This is a genomic window from Desmonostoc vinosum, from assembly GCF_059505385.1.
The window spans coordinates 19,857-35,831 of the sequence record NZ_JCACKM010000070.1 but is presented as its reverse complement, the minus strand read 5'-3'; the positions used below and the strand labels follow the sequence as shown (position 1 = coordinate 35,831).

General features: G+C 43.2%; 16 protein-coding genes. 9 read left to right on the top strand and 7 right to left on the bottom strand.

The genetic code is table 11. The annotated features are described in order from the left end of the window. Window positions 1-179: 179 nt before the first annotated feature. Both AC5JMF_RS12455 and AC5JMF_RS12450 read left to right on the top strand, forming a co-directional pair. Window positions 180-1,991: a proline--tRNA ligase gene (locus AC5JMF_RS12455; RefSeq protein ID WP_495796029.1), complete on the top strand. Its 1,812-nt coding sequence runs from the start codon at window positions 180-182 to the stop codon at window positions 1,989-1,991. A gap of 306 nt (window positions 1,992-2,297) precedes the next feature. Continuing rightward, entirely contained in the window at window positions 2,298-2,915 is a 618-nt protein-coding gene (locus AC5JMF_RS12450) for a GerMN domain-containing protein (RefSeq protein WP_495796028.1), read from the top strand. An 85-nt stretch (window positions 2,916-3,000) separates the two neighbouring features. On the opposite strand, the gene AC5JMF_RS12445 is transcribed toward AC5JMF_RS12450, so the two are convergent. From AC5JMF_RS12445 to efp, 3 genes are all read right to left on the bottom strand, one after another. Next, the gene (locus AC5JMF_RS12445; RefSeq protein WP_495796027.1) at window positions 3,001-3,348 is read right to left on the bottom strand and encodes an ArsR/SmtB family transcription factor; all 348 of its coding nucleotides are present in this window, start codon (window positions 3,346-3,348) and stop codon (window positions 3,001-3,003) included. Between the two features lie 62 nt (window positions 3,349-3,410). Further along, complete coding sequence (gene accB, locus AC5JMF_RS12440) at window positions 3,411-3,971, bottom strand: acetyl-CoA carboxylase biotin carboxyl carrier protein (RefSeq protein ID WP_495796026.1); 561 nt, start codon at window positions 3,969-3,971, stop codon at window positions 3,411-3,413. Window positions 3,972-4,080: 109 nt separating this feature from the next. Next, entirely contained in the window at window positions 4,081-4,638 is a 558-nt protein-coding gene (gene efp, locus AC5JMF_RS12435; RefSeq protein WP_495796025.1) for an elongation factor P, read from the bottom strand. Window positions 4,639-4,970: 332 nt separating this feature from the next. Between efp and AC5JMF_RS12430 the strand changes: the two genes are divergently transcribed. Beyond that, window positions 4,971-6,098, top strand: coding sequence for a peptidylprolyl isomerase (locus tag AC5JMF_RS12430; RefSeq protein WP_495796032.1), 1,128 nt, complete (start codon window positions 4,971-4,973; stop codon window positions 6,096-6,098). Between the two features lie 134 nt (window positions 6,099-6,232). Here AC5JMF_RS12430 and AC5JMF_RS12425 read toward each other — a convergent pair whose 3' ends face one another. Beyond that, the gene (locus tag AC5JMF_RS12425) at window positions 6,233-7,159 is read right to left on the bottom strand and encodes an aspartoacylase (protein WP_495796024.1); all 927 of its coding nucleotides are present in this window, start codon (window positions 7,157-7,159) and stop codon (window positions 6,233-6,235) included. A 140-nt stretch (window positions 7,160-7,299) separates the two neighbouring features. Between AC5JMF_RS12425 and AC5JMF_RS12420 the strand changes: the two genes are divergently transcribed. Further along, a complete protein-coding gene (locus tag AC5JMF_RS12420; RefSeq protein ID WP_495796023.1) occupies window positions 7,300-8,229 on the top strand; it encodes a LysR family transcriptional regulator in 930 nt (309 codons plus the stop codon). 1 nt (window position 8,230) lies between these two features. On the opposite strand, the gene AC5JMF_RS12415 is transcribed toward AC5JMF_RS12420, so the two are convergent. Continuing rightward, on the bottom strand, window positions 8,231-8,800 hold the full coding sequence (locus tag AC5JMF_RS12415; protein WP_495796022.1) for a Uma2 family endonuclease: 570 nt from the start codon (window positions 8,798-8,800) through the stop codon (window positions 8,231-8,233). 151 nt (window positions 8,801-8,951) lie between these two features. Between AC5JMF_RS12415 and thiL the strand changes: the two genes are divergently transcribed. Further along, window positions 8,952-9,950, top strand: a complete 999-nt coding sequence (thiL, locus tag AC5JMF_RS12410; RefSeq protein WP_495796021.1) for a thiamine-phosphate kinase — start codon at window positions 8,952-8,954, stop codon at window positions 9,948-9,950. Between the two features lie 38 nt (window positions 9,951-9,988). Here thiL and AC5JMF_RS12405 read toward each other — a convergent pair whose 3' ends face one another. Both AC5JMF_RS12405 and nadD read right to left on the bottom strand, forming a co-directional pair. Then, a complete protein-coding gene (locus AC5JMF_RS12405; RefSeq protein ID WP_495796020.1) occupies window positions 9,989-11,002 on the bottom strand; it encodes a type I glyceraldehyde-3-phosphate dehydrogenase in 1,014 nt (337 codons plus the stop codon). Between the two features lie 116 nt (window positions 11,003-11,118). After that, window positions 11,119-11,745 (bottom strand): nicotinate (nicotinamide) nucleotide adenylyltransferase, encoded by a 627-nt coding sequence (nadD, locus tag AC5JMF_RS12400; RefSeq protein WP_495796019.1) that lies wholly within the window; start codon window positions 11,743-11,745, stop codon window positions 11,119-11,121. Between the two features lie 401 nt (window positions 11,746-12,146). Between nadD and murC the strand changes: the two genes are divergently transcribed. The 4 genes from murC (at window position 12,147) to AC5JMF_RS12380 (ending at window position 15,917) form a co-directional block, all read left to right on the top strand. Further along, window positions 12,147-13,610 carry a UDP-N-acetylmuramate--L-alanine ligase gene (gene murC / locus AC5JMF_RS12395; RefSeq protein ID WP_495796018.1) on the top strand — a complete coding sequence of 488 codons (1,464 nt, stop codon included), beginning with the start codon at window positions 12,147-12,149 and terminating at the stop codon, window positions 13,608-13,610. A gap of 119 nt (window positions 13,611-13,729) precedes the next feature. Beyond that, entirely contained in the window at window positions 13,730-14,731 is a 1,002-nt protein-coding gene (murB, locus tag AC5JMF_RS12390; protein ID WP_495796017.1) for a UDP-N-acetylmuramate dehydrogenase, read from the top strand. 280 nt (window positions 14,732-15,011) lie between these two features. Then, a complete protein-coding gene (locus tag AC5JMF_RS12385; protein ID WP_495796016.1) occupies window positions 15,012-15,359 on the top strand; it encodes a YbaB/EbfC family nucleoid-associated protein in 348 nt (115 codons plus the stop codon). Between the two features lie 81 nt (window positions 15,360-15,440). Continuing rightward, on the top strand, window positions 15,441-15,917 hold the full coding sequence (locus AC5JMF_RS12380; RefSeq protein ID WP_495796031.1) for a low molecular weight protein-tyrosine-phosphatase: 477 nt from the start codon (window positions 15,441-15,443) through the stop codon (window positions 15,915-15,917). Window positions 15,918-15,975 lie beyond the last annotated feature (58 nt).

The window sequence follows — 15,975 nt, the reverse complement described above, 5'->3', positions numbered from 1 at the left end:
GCCTTAAGGCGTGGGTTCCCTACTCCCTACTCCCACATCGCCACTCCCTCTGAATGCTATTAAAAATAACCCACAACAATAGTATGAAAATACCTTCCCCTACTCTCCACTCTCCACCCCCCATTTTCAAGATATTTTAGTTGATATAGAAATTAGTAATTCTGGAAAAGGACTAAACGATGCGACTATCACAAATGTTATTAATTACACTGCGGGATGATCCGGCAGATGCAGAAATTCCCAGCCATAAATTATTACTCCGTGCAGGTTACATCCGTCGCATCGGTAGCGGAGTTTATGCATACTTACCATTGATGTGGCGAGTACTGCAAAAAGTTTCCCAAATCGTGCGAGAGGAAATGAACGCCATAGGCGCACAAGAATGTCTCTTACCGCAATTACAACCCGCTGATTTGTGGAAAGAATCGGGACGCTGGGATACTTATACTAAAGCTGAAGGGATCATGTTTTCCTTGATTGACCGCCGCGAGCAACAATTAGGATTAGGCCCGACTCACGAAGAAGTGGTTACAGCGATCGCTCGTGATATGATTCGTTCCTATCGTCAGCTACCCCAAACACTCTACCAAATTCAAACCAAGTTCCGCGATGAAATCCGCCCCCGCTTTGGGTTGATGCGCGGACGAGAATTTATCATGAAAGATGCCTATTCTTTCAACGCCGATGAAGACAGCCTGAAAAAAACTTATCAAGATATGTATCAGGCTTACAGCAATATCCTGCGCCGTTCTGGTTTAGCTTTCCGGGCAGTAGAAGCCGACTCAGGCGCAATTGGCGGTTCTGGTTCTCAAGAATTTATGGTGTTAGCAGACGCAGGAGAAGACGAAGTTCTCTACACCGAAGATGGCAAATATGCCGCCAATGTCGAAAAAGCCGTTTCTTTACCAGCGGATGCCGAACTCTCACGGTTTACAAGCTATGAGAAACGCGATACACCTGGAACAGAGACGATAGAAAAGGTGTGTCAACTCCTCAAATGTTCTTCCACTCAATTAGTTAAAAATGTCCTTTACCAAACAGTTTATGATAACGGCATGACGGTGTTAGTTTTGGTAAGCATCCGTGGCGATCAAGAAGTAAATGAGGTCAAGTTGCAGAACGAATTGACCAAGTTAGCCGCCAATTATGATGCCAAAACTATTATTGCTTTGAGTGTGCCAAATCAAGAAACACAGCAAACATGGACAGCAAAATCTCTACCTCTAGGCTACATTGCACCCGACATCGCAGATGAATATATAGCTGGCGGTAAACAGATTCATGCTCAATTTATTCGATTGGTGGATCAGACAGCCATTGATTTAAAAAACTTTGTTACAGGTGCAAATGAGACTGGTTATCATGTCGTTGGCGCTAATTGGGGTGAGCAATTTAAGCTACCAGAGCTAAAAGTAGATATACGTAAGGCAAGACCAGGCGATCGCGCCACCCACAACCCCGAACAACTCCTACAAAGCGCCCGTGGCATCGAAGTAGGTCACATCTTCCAACTAGGTATCAAGTATTCTCAAGCTATGGGAGCAACTTATACCAACGAACAGGGTGAAGAAAAACCACTGATTATGGGTTGTTACGGTATTGGCGTGTCACGATTAGCACAATCAGCTGTTGAGCAATCCTACGATCAAGATGGGATTGTTTGGCCAGTGGCGATCGCACCCTACCACACCATAGTTACAATTCCTAACATTAACGACGCTCAACAAGTGGCAACAGCCGAAAAACTCCACGTCGAACTCAATCAAGCGGGAATTGAAACTTTACTTGATGACCGTGACGAACGAGCGGGAGTAAAATTCAAAGACGCCGACTTGATAGGCATCCCCTATCGGATTGTAACAGGGCGAGCGATCGCCAACGGCAAAGTCGAAGTTGTAGAAAGAGCAACTCGCAAATCTCAAGAAATTGCCATTGATCAAGTTGTAATTACAATCAAGCAGTGGATTACAGCGGCAGTAGCTAGAGACTAGGGAGATGAGGGAGATGGGGGAGATGGGGGAGATGAGGGAGATGAGGGAGAAATTTTCTCCGCGTCCCCGCGTCCCCATTCCCCAAAACTTACATAACTAGGCAGGTGACGCATTAGAAATACAAATTCTAGAATTAAAGCAACAGACCATAAAAATCTTTATTCCCATTCCCCGTGGGCTGAGCGGAGTCGAAGCCCACTCCCTACTCCCCATTTCAGGAAACTCTGCACTCATAAGTATCGTCCTTAACCACGCTTCTCCTCAAACAGATAACATCTCAGCCCTCATTTATAGAAGGTTTTGAATATGAAAGACCAACAAGGATCTAACCCTAATCGTATTTCTTCAGCTGTGATTGGAGCTGTCTCAGCTGCGGTTGTAGCGGCGGGTGGCGGCGTGGCTTGGTTTACTTTGAATTCCAACAATAGCCCCACACCATCAAGCCCCTCGCAAAGTCTTAGCCAACCAAAGCAGCCATCAACCGCACAACAAGGTAATGAGCAAACAGCCAATATTTATTGGCTCAGGCCAAGACAAACAACTGTGGATTTGGTTCCTCAGCCAGTTCAAGTAGCGGCTGTACAGCCTAGCCAAGTTTTAGAAAAAGCTTTTCAAAGTTTATTAGCAGGCCCAAAAGCAGAAGCAGACTCTACCACCATCCCCAAAGGAACTAAACTGCTGGGGTTGAAAGTAGAAAATGATGAGGTTCACGTTGATTTATCTGAAGATTTTACCAGTGGCGGCGGTAGTACCTCAATGGTAGGTAGAGTCGGACAAGTTGTTTACACCGCCACAACTTTAAATCCCAAAGCCAAAGTTTACATTGCAGTCAACGGTAAACAGTTGGATGTTTTAGGCGGTGAAGGCGTAGATTTAGAACAACCACTAACTCGTGAAAGCTTTAAGCAAAACTATCCGCTTTAGTTATTGGTCATTAGTCATTGGTTATTGGTTGTAAATGAGTAAAATCTAACAAATGACCAAAGACAAAGCACAAATGACAACCAACTTACCTTTTACCATTCAATATGCGAAAATTACGGGCTTGCTGTTCTAACCTTGTGGCAAGGCGATCGCAAACCCGATTACACAATTCAAAAATCATTTGGTCTTCTACCCGGTAGTAAGCACAAGTCCCCTCACTACGACGGCTAAGGATTCCGGCTTGCCACATTACCTTGAGGTGTTTTGACACATTCGCTTGAGACGTTTGTGTTGCTTCTACCAACTCTTGCACGCATTTTTCCTCATCCCGCAGTAGGTGCAACAACCGCAGGCGCATCGGCTCGCTTAATAGGCTGAAGTATTCAGCTACTTGTTGCACCACTTCCTCCGGTACAGGCAACGCTTGTTTCATCAGAATTGACCCGCAAGAACTGACAATTTTAACAATGACTCATTTCATATATAGATTAATACTTAATCAGGGTTAATTCGCATCAAAGGCTGACCATATTCTACCGGTTCGCCATTTTGCACCAAAATTTCCATGACTTGTCCGGAGACTTCTGCCTCAATTTCGTTCATCAGCTTCATAGCTTCGATGATACAGACTGGTTGATCACTACGGACGCGATCGCCTACTTCCACAAATGGTGCTTCACCCGGAGCAGGAGCGCGATAAAATGTTCCCACCATAGGAGAAGCCACCTCTACTAAGCGCTTATCAATTGTAGAGGTGGTATTTGCTGACAACTGCAATTGTGCCCCACCAGCAGCATTATCAAAAACACGAGCTGCTGTTGCCACCTCAGTGACTGTATTTGCAGTTGTCTGGTTTCCTATAGGTGAAACCGATGTCAATCCCGAACCAACCACACCACCTAACGTCGTTTGGTTTCCCGGCACTGCATGATTGCCAAAACTCACAGCTTTACGTACCGTGAGTTCAAAGTCGTCGCTTTTGAGCGTGACTTCTGCGATGTCCGTTTGTGCGATAGTTACCAATAGTTGGCGGATTTCATTAAAGTCCAATGGCACAGTTTTTATTACCTCGACCTATTCCGTAAACTAAAATCTTATGTGTGGCAGGGATTTAATCCCTATATAGGGATTGAAATCGGTAATTACATCTCAATGGAGACGAAATTTACTCCCTGCCCATGTATTTATCATCGCGGGTATCAATACGGATGCGTTCTCCTTGAGAGATAAACAAAGGAACCATCACACTTGCCCCAGTTTCTACAATAGCTGGCTTTGTACCGCCTGTAGCCGTGTCACCCTTTACACCAGGATCTGTTTGTACAACCTCCAGAACTACGGAGTTAGGCAGTTCTACTTCTAATACTTGTTCGCCCCAACGAATGACATTGGCTTCCATACCTTCTTTGAGATATTTGACGCGATCGCCAATCTGTGCAGCACTCAATCTACCTTCTTCATAGGTTTCCATATCCATAAAGACGTATTCATCACCCTCTTTATAGGTATGCTGCATCGTGCTTTTTTCCAAAGTAGCTTGCGGTACTGTTTCACCCGCTCGGAACGTTCTTTCGACAACGTTCCCATTCTGGACATTTTTCAATTTAGTTCGGACAAAAGCCGAGCCTTTGCCTGGCTTGACGTGGAGGAATTCAACCACACGCCATACAGAACCATCTAACACAATTGAAACACCAGGTCGAAAATCGTTACTGGAGATCATGAAGCTTTCAAATTTTTGAAGACAATCGGCATTTATTGTACCCTTCAAGGGGGATAATTGGTCAGTTGTCAATTATCAGTTGTCATTGGGAATTGCGAATGGGGAACTCAGAGCCGCCACGTTAGCGAAGCCCAGTGGGGATTAGGGGTAATGGGGACGCGGGGACGCGGAGAAAATTTCTCCCTCATCCCCCTCATCCCCCTCATCCCCTAGTTGGCGGAGTCGAACCACACCTCCCCAACACCCTAGTCAAAACTCAGCACTCAGCACTCATCACTAGGCACTGTTACTGTGGGAAGATGATTGATGGGTTACGTCCAGTCAACAATTTGATGCTGCGTTTGAGCTATCCCATGTTTAACCTAATAAAATCCTGGCTAAAGAACAGCCTAAAAATCACATTGCTGGTGACAATATTTTTAGGCATGACTACAGCTTTGTGGACTACCTCCAGTCATGCTGCTCTGCCAGCTGGGAATGCAATTACTGATGGCAAGGCTTTACTGCGATATGCACTCCCGATAGATAATCAACCTGTACGACAACTGCAAGCTAGCTTAGAAGATATCTCTAACCAACTGCGGGCCAATAAGCGGTGGGGTGCTATATCCAAAGACATCAGCAAAGCATCCCGCGTTCTTGATAAACCCTCCCAAATCTTAACAAGTGTTCTCCAAGAACGCCAACCTCAAGCCGAAGCTTGGATTGCTGAGTTAAAATCTGGCGTGGATAAATTACAAGAATTGGTGAAAACCAAAGATAAAGAACAAATTCTGCAAGAGCGAGCTAAACTGCTGAACCTTGTCACTCAGCTTGAAGAGTCAATGGTGAAGGAATTTCCCTTTGAAGTCCCTGCTCAGTACAGTAATCTTCCCCAACTCAAAGGGCGTGCTACTGTGGATTTTAAAACCAACAAAGGCAATCTCACCGTTGTGGTGGATGGTTACAGCACTCCTGTGACTGCTGGCAACTTTGTGGATTTAGTACAACGGGGTTTTTACAACGGTCTAGAATTTACCCGTTCAGAAGAATCTTACGTTTTGCAAACCGGAGACCCACCAGGAAAAGAGGTGGGTTTCATTGACCCCAAAACGGACAAATACCGTGCTATACCTCTGGAAGTCCTAGTGGAAGGCGACAAGCAGCCCACCTACGGGATTACTTTAGAAGAAGCTGGTCGTTATGTTGATATGCCAGTTTTGCCTTTCTCGGCTTTTGGTGCTTTGGCGCTGGCTCGTCCTGAAGGTGACGTCAATGGTGGTTCTTCACAATTCTTTTTCTTCCTCTTTGAGCCTGAACTCACCCCAGCAGGACGCAACCTATTAGATGGTCGCTATGCCGTTTTTGGTTATCTAACTGAGGGCAAAGAAGTTTTGGATCAATTAAAGGCAGGCGACAAAATTGAATCAGCCACAGTCGTCCAAGGCATCGAAAATTTAGTTGCACCCCAAGCAGCGTAATCAATAGTTTTGAGTGGTTAGCGATGGTTAGATCCCCGACTTTTTGAAAAAGTTGGGGATCTAGCAGCCCCGCAAATTTAATGGGACAGACCATGAAGTTGCGTTAGACACTTAAATTTATCTTTCAACATTCTCTAGATAGTGATTTGATGTTTTTGGGTTAAACACATCGCCGTACCTTGCTCATAATAGGCAGCTTCATTAATAAAAACCGGATATGTAGTTAATTTGGCTACATAAGGTATTATTTGACCATCAAATCTTAAAAAGATAGGATCACCAGAATTTAAAGCTTCATAATCTTTAAACTGAAGCTGCGGATGAATCATTGCTGTAATCTCTCCATATTCATTTCTTATATAATCAATTGCTTCTATGTATTTGTATAAAATAAAAGTATTTGAAAATGCAGGTAGTTTATCCTCGTTACACAGTTCCAAGTAGTCTAAAATTGTGTAAATTATGCTTTGAGTTTTTAGGAAAAAATCTGCATTCAAAACACCTTGAGGTATAGAGCCGACCTCAATACCAATGCCAAATTTACCAAGCGATCGCAGCGCATTCTGACTACGCCCAGAGTTCCCAGAACTATAAATTTTTATTGCCGGATGAACATCACTTAAATAAGCAGCTAATTGCAGATTAAATGGTTCTTCATTATCAATAAGAATAGTTACACCCATGTTGGCGGTTGTACTATGTAAATCCAAGATAAAATCCACAGAACTTTTACTATTTTGTCCATAAAGATCATCAATGTTTCTAGCTAGTAACTCTTCATAACTACACAGCATTGCATCGTCTAAATTTTGGCGCAAAAAGCATCGATTTAAATCTTTGTCAATGTATCGTCTTCCAACTGCGAAGGCTTGAGGATTCGCCAACAACGTCAGCGTTTCAAAACTGTCTCTGTGAATTAACTCAGGAAACTGCTCAAATAGTTTGATTAAATATGCTCCTGTGAACTCGTTACCATGAGTTCCACCTACGATCAAGACGCGATTGATGCGATTACTAAGTTTCATTTCTGGTTTTCCTATGACAATTGGTTTTGTTGTCATCAACAATATCTAGAAAAACCATGATTATCTCACCTTATTTAGACAACATTTGATGACTCTTTCGGTGATTTGATTTCTCACAAGCAATTTATGATTGCTATATAATACTCAAAAAAAGCAGAATCTTTAGGCACTCACAAATGGCCAGATGGGATGAAATAGAATTACTGCAATTGCAATATGCGATCGCTGTATATGACCAACAGGGATTTAACAACGCTGCTGCATATCTGGGAATTGATCAGGGCTTTTTGAGTAGACAAATCAAGTTACTGGAAAAAAGATTAGAGTTCAACATATTTCAACGCAGAGCGCGCCCATTACAATTAACAAATGCTGGCAGTGAATTTTTACAAGCAGCCCGTCAAATTATAAATCAATTTAAACAAACAGTAGAATTAGGTCAACGATTAAATCGTGCTGAAAAGGAACAACTAAATATAGGAATCAATACCTCCATCGCCAACAGCATATTACCCGACATACTCAGAGCATTTCGTGAGCAGTTTCCGACAGTAGAACTGATGTTATATGAAATGGCTTCCTACGACCAAATTGAGAAATTACAACACCAACAAATAGATTTAGGTTTCTTTCATTTACATAACTTGAACAATATCAATAACAACAACGATAATGATGTCTTGACTTCTAAACTCATTTTGCAAGAACGATTAGTCATTGTTTTACCGAAAAACCATCGTTTTGCAGAACGAATTAGCATTAAATTGGAAGAATTAAGAAATGAACAATTTATCTTGCCACCAGATCACCTGTTACATAACTTACGCGAGCAAATTAATAGTCTTTGTGCAAATGCAGGTTTTCAGCCAAGAGTGAGACAAGAAGCAGCATGGATATCAACTGTTTTAAGTTTAGTTGCAGGCGGAATGGGGATTTCGCTACTGCCAGCTAACGTCACAAATCTGCAACGGAGTGGTGTATTCTATTGTGAGATACAAGAGCAATCCCCAGTATTAGAAATAGTTGCTGTTTGGCGAAATGATCATGTATCTGTAATTTTGGAAAACTTTTTGGACGTGATCGAGAATATAGTAGAAATTTCTTAGCTCACAAATTCCCAGCATTAAACACTTCTGTAACTGCGATCGCTAATTCTGGAAACATCCGCGATACAATCTTCTGGTCAGCAGTAAACACCGTCTCTTCGTAAAATCCCTCTTCCAACAACAGCACCGAAATTTTCCCCTCTAACGGGTCTACAATCCAATATTCCGGTACTTCAACCGCCGCATACTCAGACCGCTTATAGCGATAGTCCCGCTTAATTGAATCTGGACTAACTACCTCTACAATCAGTAATGGTGGTGACTCAAATACTGCTGATGCATTGATCAATTCTCTTGCTTGCTCCTGCGTCACCACACACAAATCAGTCAACCTAGACTTATTTTTTCCTGTCCTCGTCCCAGTTTCTTTAAAAGTCAACCAAGGTAAACTCAACCGCTTGATTTCTGCATCAAACAGTTGCTCCAGTAATTTAGCAATTAAGAAATGTTCAATTGTTGGGGGGTTCATTAATTCCAGCTTGCCATCCACTAGCTCGTAGTGAAAACCACTGCCATCATCATAAGTTAAGTACTCTTCAAATGTAAGTTTTGTGACTGGCGAAGTGAGCATCTTAGCAGACCCCTAGACGATATCATTATCCTAACTTGAAGGAGATGAGGGGGATGTGGTTCGACTCCGCTCACCAACCAGGAGATGAGGAGGCCGAGGAAGAAAGATAATTTCCCATTCCCCATTCCCAATTCCAATTCCCCATTAACAAATGACTAAAGTCAAAGATATTGGTGAACAAGGTCTGTTAGAAAAATTGCAACGCTTCTGTCCTTCAGAAATTGTTGGGGATGACGCGGCGGTACTTGTAACTACACCAGAACAATCTTTAGTAGTGACTACTGATATGCTCATTGATGGTGTACATTTTAGCAATGCCACCACTTCGCCGGAGGATGCTGGTTGGCGAGCGGCGGCGGCGAATTTATCAGATTTAGCGGCAATGGGTGCTACGCCCATAGGAATTACTGTGGGGCTGGGATTACCTGGCGAAGTTAGCGTCAGTTGGGTTGAGCGCTTATACCAGGGCATGACAGAATGCCTGCAACAATACAATACACCAATCGTCGGTGGTGATCTCGTGCGATCGCCAATCATTACTCTTGCAATTACCGCTTTCGGTCAAGTTGACCCCAATCTGATTATCCGCCGTTCTGCTGCCGTTGTGGGGAATGCGATCGTCGTTACGGGCATTCATGGAGCCTCCCGTGCTGGCTTAGAATTGCTCTTGCATCCCGAATTAGCACAAAACCTCAACGATGAGGAGAAAACAGCTCTTATCCACGCACACCAACGACCTCAACCCAGACTAGATATTTTACCAATCCTTTGGCAATCTCTACAATACCCGATTGCGATCGCTGGCATGGATAGCAGCGACGGTTTAGCAGACGCTGTAATCCAAATTTGCCGGGCCAGTGGTGTTGGTGCGATACTAGAACGTGAGCAAATACCCTTACCAGCAGCTTTTGACCACTGGTTAACACCAGAGCAAGCACTGAAATATGCCCTATACGGCGGCGAAGACTTTGAATTAGTACTATGCTTACCACAAGAGCCAGCCGATAGATTAGTACAACAACTGGGTCATGGTGCAGCTATTATCGGCAAAATTACACCAGGAACAACAGCAATATTGCACGACCAGCAAAAAAAATTCCCTGACCAAGTTTTGCATCTTAGTCAGGGATTTCAACATTTTGGTCAATAGTCCTTTGTCATTTGTCTCAAACTAATGACCAATGACAATTACTGCCACTTCTGTGCCACTAATTCCGCCAAGTCTAAAACACGTTGGCTATAACCCCACTCATTGTCATACCAAGCCATGACTTTTACGAGGTCATTGCCCATAACCAAAGTTAAGTTAGCATCAATAATCGAAGAAGCATCAGTACCTTGATAATCAGAAGATACCAATTGCAGTTCACTATAGTCCAAAATGCCTTTGAGTGGCCCCTCAGCAGCATCCTTGAGAGCTTGGTTTACTTCTTCAGTAATAGTACGCTTCTCAACCTGAACTACGAAATCTACCATTGAAACGTTCGGGGTAGGTACACGCAAGGCAACGCCATTCAGCTTGCCTTTAAGATCTGGGATGACTAGCGCCACTGCTTTTGCCGCACCAGTAGAGGTGGGAACAATGTTGATGGCTGCGGCCCGTGCCCGTCGCAAATCTCGGTGAGAAGCGTCCAATAAACGCTGGTCGCCGGTATAGCTGTGGGTGGTGGTCATCGTACCTTTAATGATGCCGAATTTATCATTCAACACCTTGGCGATGGGAGCCAAGCAGTTGGTAGTACAGCTGGCGTTACTGATAACGTGGTGTTTGTTGTGGTCATAGTCGTGATGATTTACGCCTATGACAAAGGTACCATCCTCGTTTTTACCAGGAGCGGTGATCAGAACCTTCTTAGCTCCAGCATTCACATGCTTTAGCGCCCCTTCTTTGCTGGTAAATACTCCAGTTGCTTCGATAATCAGGTCAATTTCCCAATCTTTCCAGGGCAAGTTTTCTGGATTGCGATCCGATACGCACTTAATCGTCTTACCGTTGACGATGATAGAGTTATCGTCGGCAGTAATGTCAACATCTTTTAACTTCCCTAGCATCGAGTCATACTTTAGCAGGTGAGCATTGGTTCTAGGGTCTGATGTGTCATTGACAGCGACAAGGTCGATTTTGCTATTCTCTCTACCCAACCAGCAGCGCGCAAAGTTCCGCCCAATACGCCCGAAACCGTTGATTGCAACTCTAATCACAGTATCTTGCCCTCTGTATTTATGCCTATAAGTTGATATCGTTGACCCCAATCATATCGCAAAGGGGGGGATTAAATATAACCATAAAGTGTTGAATCAATAAAAAAACACATAATTTATTCAGATTTATTTGAGTAGAGGTTGTTGTCGGTAAGGTAAAATCTCACCGTTTCTGGAACTAAATAACGAATTGACTGGCTGACGCAGCAAAGTTTGCGAACCAAGCTTGACGAAACTCCTATCAAGGGTATATCCAAGAATTGCCAACGAATGATGACAGACTGCTGTTTTAATTGTTGCTCTACTTGCTTGCAGATTAACTCATTTTGAGCTATGGTCTCACCATCTAGGAGTCGGGGTGCAATTAACCAATCACACATTTGTGCTAATTCGCATCCACGATACCAACGGGGTAAGGTTTGGAAAGTATCCAAACCCAAAATCCAGTACCAGTGAGTATTTGGATATACAGCAGATAAATCAATCAAAGTATTGATCGCGTAAGAAGTCCCAAAACGATTTGCCTCTACTAGTGAGACCGTAAACCCTGGGTTATCTTCTGTGGCTAGTTGTAGCATTGTTACCCGATGCTCAAACAAAGCCGCTTGTTTCTGAGGAGGATTGAGCGATGGCACCCAAATTACCTGTTTTAGCGGTACTTGATGTAAAGCTGCTTCAGCTACAAATAAGTGTCCCCAATGAATTGGGTCAAATGTGCCACCGAAAATTGCTAGTTGCTGCATTTACTTACGCCAAGCTACTATGCAATGAAAAAAGTTTGACTACCAATGTACTATTGTAGTCAATTCCGGCTTTAGCTTCATGCAATTAAATTCAGTTTCATTCAAGATGTACTCATAGTAGCTAATTCCAGTAAGGTTGCCAAAATATGTATTTGACATCACAAGAATTTCTTTCCCGACGCAGCAGAAATTATCAGAATAATCTTAAAAACAGTTCGGAAATAGCAAAAACCTCCAACAAAGGTAAAATCATTTTGACCCTGCTAAAGCAAAACAAAAAAATCAACCAAACATCAGACGTGCAAAAGATGCATAAACAGTTACGGTAAAAATCAAATTCCTGTTATGATACGCGTGTTATTTGTGATTTATGGTGTGGTGTGGTGCAAGAGGAGTAATAAATGAGTAATTCTGTAGATTTTAGCGGTAAACCATTTCATTTCATCGGGATCGGCGGTATAGGTATGTCCGCTCTGGCTTATCTACTAGTGAAACGTCATCTACCAGTTTCCGGTTCAGATATTCGTCCTAACCATATTACTCGACATTTGGAATCCATCGGCGCTCATATATTTGCTAAACAAGAAGCTAGCAATTTTGAATTCTTTGACTCGCAACCAAAGACTAAGGAACTAGGATTAAACATTCAACAAGAATTACCTGCTACAACATCGGCAAAACTACCTCAAGTAATTTGTTCGACAGCAATCAATACAAGTAATTTGGAATACAAAGCCGCTTTAGATTTAGGCTGCCAAATTTTCCATCGTTCGGATCTGCTAGCAGCATTGATTGCCGATTATCACAGTATTGCAGTTGCAGGAACTCATGGCAAAACTACCACAAGTTGCATGATTGGCTACATGCTTTTGCAAGCAGGTTTAGACCCAACAATTCTAGTAGGTGGTGAAGTAAATGCTTGGGAAGGTAATGCTAGGCTAGGTCAAAGCCGATATTTAGTAGCCGAAGCAGATGAATCAGACGGCTCTTTAGTCAAGCACGCTCCCGAAATTGGTATTGTTACCAATATTGAACTAGATCATCCCGACCATTACGATACACTAGAGGAAGTGGTTGACATCTTCCAAAAATTCGCCAAAGGCTGTAAAACTTTGGTCGGTAGTATTGACTGTGCGACGGTACGCGATCGCCTACAACCAACAATCAGCTACAGCTTACACTCAGATACCGACGCTGACTACACTGTCACTAATATTGATTATCGTGCTGATGGCACCACAGCTCTTGTTTGGGAACGAGGCAAAGCCTTGGGTGTGCTGAAATTGCGACTACTCAGTCGGCACAATCTCAGCAATGCTCTAGCAGCAGTAGCCGTTGGCAGAGCCTTGGGTCTAGAATTTGGAGAAATTGCCAAAGGAATTGCCACCTTTGAAGGCGCAAGACGTCGCTTTGAGTTCCGGGGTGAAGTCGCTGGCACTACCTTCATTGATGACTATGCCCATCATCCCAGTGAGATCCGCGCTACTCTCGCCGCAGCACGCCTCCAAGCAAGACCAAATCAAAAAGTGGTTGCGATCTTCCAACCCCATCGCTATAGCCGTACACTTACCTTTTTAGAAGAATTCGCTCAGTCCTTTACTCATGCTGATTTAGTTGTACTGACTGATATTTACAGTGCAGGCGAACCAAATTTAGGGCAAGTCAGCGGCGAACAGTTAGCAGCAGCAGTTGCTAAATATCACCCGCAAGTGGTTTATCAACCAACTTTACCTTCTGTGCGTCAGTTTTTACTGCAAACGCTGCGCCCCGGAGATCTAGCGCTATTTTTAGGTGCGGGAAACTTAAATCAGATAATTCCGGAAGTAATCGCCACACTCCGCGAACCAGCTAAAGCCACATCTTAAATGTCTTTGGCGAGGTTTCATTTCTGGGTAAAGCGTTCTTCTGGTAAAATTCCACTGATTCACGCGATTGCCGCATTTTTACCGTTAAAAAATGTAAAGTTTCACAAATTAAACTAAAAATGACAATTTCCCAGGCAGCTACAAAAGCCTGCACAATATCTGCCTTGAACACAAAGAAACAAGAAACAACTAATTCGATTGAGAGTGGGACGATTCTCTTACCCGGTACTGATTGTATAATTAAGTCTCAAGCATCCTTATCAGCATTTACATCCTATAGGGTTGGTGGAGCAGCCCAGTGGTACGTTGCTCCTCGAAACTTAGAAGCAATGCAAGCAAGTATTAAGTATGCAAAGGAGCGCGATTTACCAGTAACAATCTTGGGAGCAGGTTCTAATTTGTTAGTGAGCGATCGCGGTTTACCGGGCTTAATTATTGCCACTCGGCACTTACGCTACAGTTATTTTGATCCACAAACAGGTCAATTAACAGTTGCAGCTGGCGAATCAATTCCTAGCATAGCATGGTCAGCAGCAGAACTGGGTTGGCAAGGTTTGGAATGGGCTGTTGGTATTCCTGGAACCGCTGGTGGTGCTGTTGTGATGAATGCTGGGGCACATAATAGCTGTATTGCAGATATGCTAGTTAGCGCCCAAGTACTTTTAAGCGATGGTACATTAAAAACTCTCACCCCTGAACAGTTAGGTTATAGCTATCGGACTTCATTACTCCAAGGTAGCGATTACATAGTCACCCAAGCCACCTTGCAACTCAAACCAGGCGCTGATCCAGCACAAGTTGTAGCCCTCACCAAGCAACACAAAAAACATCGACTAACCACTCAACCTTATAACTTTCCCAGTTGTGGTAGCGTGTTTCGCAATCCTAAACCTTACGCTGCTGGCTGGTTAATTGAACAAACTGGTCTGAAAGGATACCAAATCGGTGGGGCACAAGTGGCCCAACTCCACGCCAATTTCATCGTCAATCGTGGCGGAGCCAAAGCTAGTGACATATTCTGTCTAATTCGTCATATCCAACACCAAGTACAAGAGCGTTGGTCTATTTTGTTAGAGCCAGAAGTCAAAATGATTGGTGAGTTTCAGGCAGCATGTGGATAGAGAATGGGTATTGGGGATTAGGAGAACACCAGGGCGAACAAAAAATAACTACTTGCCAGTACTAACCAGTGACAAATCACAACTAACAAATAACTACTGAGCGCTAGTTTGTTTAAGCCAGTAAACTCAACTATGTGACTAGCTCTTGTAGAGCCATCCTTAATACCCAATCCCCAGTACCCAACCACTGTATTAATTATTGTAAAAAAATAGGCAAATTACCCACCGCATCTATAATTGAATTTGATTTGTAATTCAACCCACACGCGGACAATCGATTATGACAGGAAAAGGACAGGGATTTGGCTTTGGCTTAGGGAAAATGAAAGAATTGGCTGAAGCTTTCAAAAAAGCGCAGCAAGTTCAAGAAGGTGCAAAGCGACTCCAAGAAGAATTGGAGCAAATGGAGATTCAAGGAGAGTCTGGCGGTGGTCTAGTTAAGGTGATTGTCAGCGGCAACCAAGAACCCAAACGAGTAGAAATTTCTCCAAATGCTTTAGCAGAAGGTGCAGAAGTACTTTCCGATCTCATAACAGTAGCAATGAAAGACGCTTACAATAAGTCCACGACTACAATGCGCGAACGCATGGAAGAATTAACCAGTGGACTTGAGCTTCCGGGATTTTAGTCAATCGTCATTGGTCATTGGTCATTAGTCCTTAGTTAATACTGTGGACTCATGACTAATGACAAAGGACAAAGAATACTTATGCCCTACAAGCTACTATTTGTCTGTTTGGGAAACATCTGCCGATCGCCATCGGCAGAAAATATCATGAATTATTTAATTGAGCAGGCTGGGTGGAGCGATCGCATCATTTGTGACTCTGCTGGAACATCCAGTTATCACATTGGTAGCTCACCAGATCGTCGTATGAGTGCGGCGGCGGCTACAAAGCTGGGAATTAAACTGCATGGTCAAGCTCGCCAATTCCACCAGCAAGACTTTCAAGACTTTGATTTAATTTTAGCGATGGATCGAGCCAATTATGAGGATATTCTCTCTGTTGCTCGCACAGAGATTTATGATCACAAAGTACGTTTGATGTGTGAGTTTTGCTCTCGGCACACTCTCAAAGAAGTTCCAGACCCTTATTACGGTGGCCCAGATGGATTTAATCAAGTAATTGATTTACTCGTCGATGCTTGTGAAGGTCTGCTCACATATGTGATTAACCAACAATAAATAGCCTAAACTAGCAAGAATTTACATACAGCAATTTTTAGTTTATACAAACTAAAAG